Source organism: Streptomyces tendae (assembly GCF_014650435.1).
Classification (GTDB): Bacteria; Actinomycetota; Actinomycetes; order Streptomycetales; family Streptomycetaceae; genus Streptomyces; species Streptomyces tendae.
In genome coordinates this window covers 1-506 of record NZ_BMUY01000135.1, presented here as the reverse complement: position 1 = coordinate 506, position 506 = coordinate 1, and the positions used below count along the sequence as shown (strand labels likewise).

The window sequence follows — 506 nt, the reverse complement described above, 5'->3', positions numbered from 1 at the left end:
ATCCCCCGCCTCGAACCCCGACAGATCCGCCTCCACCTCCTCCGGCGTGAGCACCAGAGCAGGCGACGCGTCCTGAAGCATCAACGCGATCCGCTCCTCCGGATACGCCACATCCACCGGCAGATACGCCGCACCCGCCTTCAGCACCGCCAACAGCGCCACGTACAGCCCCGCACACCGCGGCAACCGCAACGCCACGACCCGCTCAGGACCCGCACCCCGCCCCACCAGCCACCGCGCCAACCGGTTCGCCCGCGCGTTCACCTCCGCATACGTCCACGACTCCCCCCCCACCACCAACGCCACCGCATCCGGCGTACGCGCCACCTGCGCCTCGAACAGCTCGGGCAGGGTCCGGCCGGCGGGGGCGTCGGAGGAGGGTCCGCGGGAGAGGGCGAGGGCGTGGGCGCGCTCGTCGGCCGTCAGCAGCGCGGCGCGGCCGACGGGCAGGCCGGCTCCGTGTTCGGCGACCTGGGCGAGCAGGGCGTCCAGGCGGCGCAGCAGCC

General features: G+C 74.3%; 1 protein-coding gene. It reads right to left on the bottom strand.

Going from position 1 to position 506, the window contains the following annotated elements; genetic code table 11:
- Positions 1–506 (bottom strand): AMP-binding protein (locus tag IE258_RS41015; protein ID WP_189750864.1); only part of this gene is annotated, 506 nt, incomplete at both ends.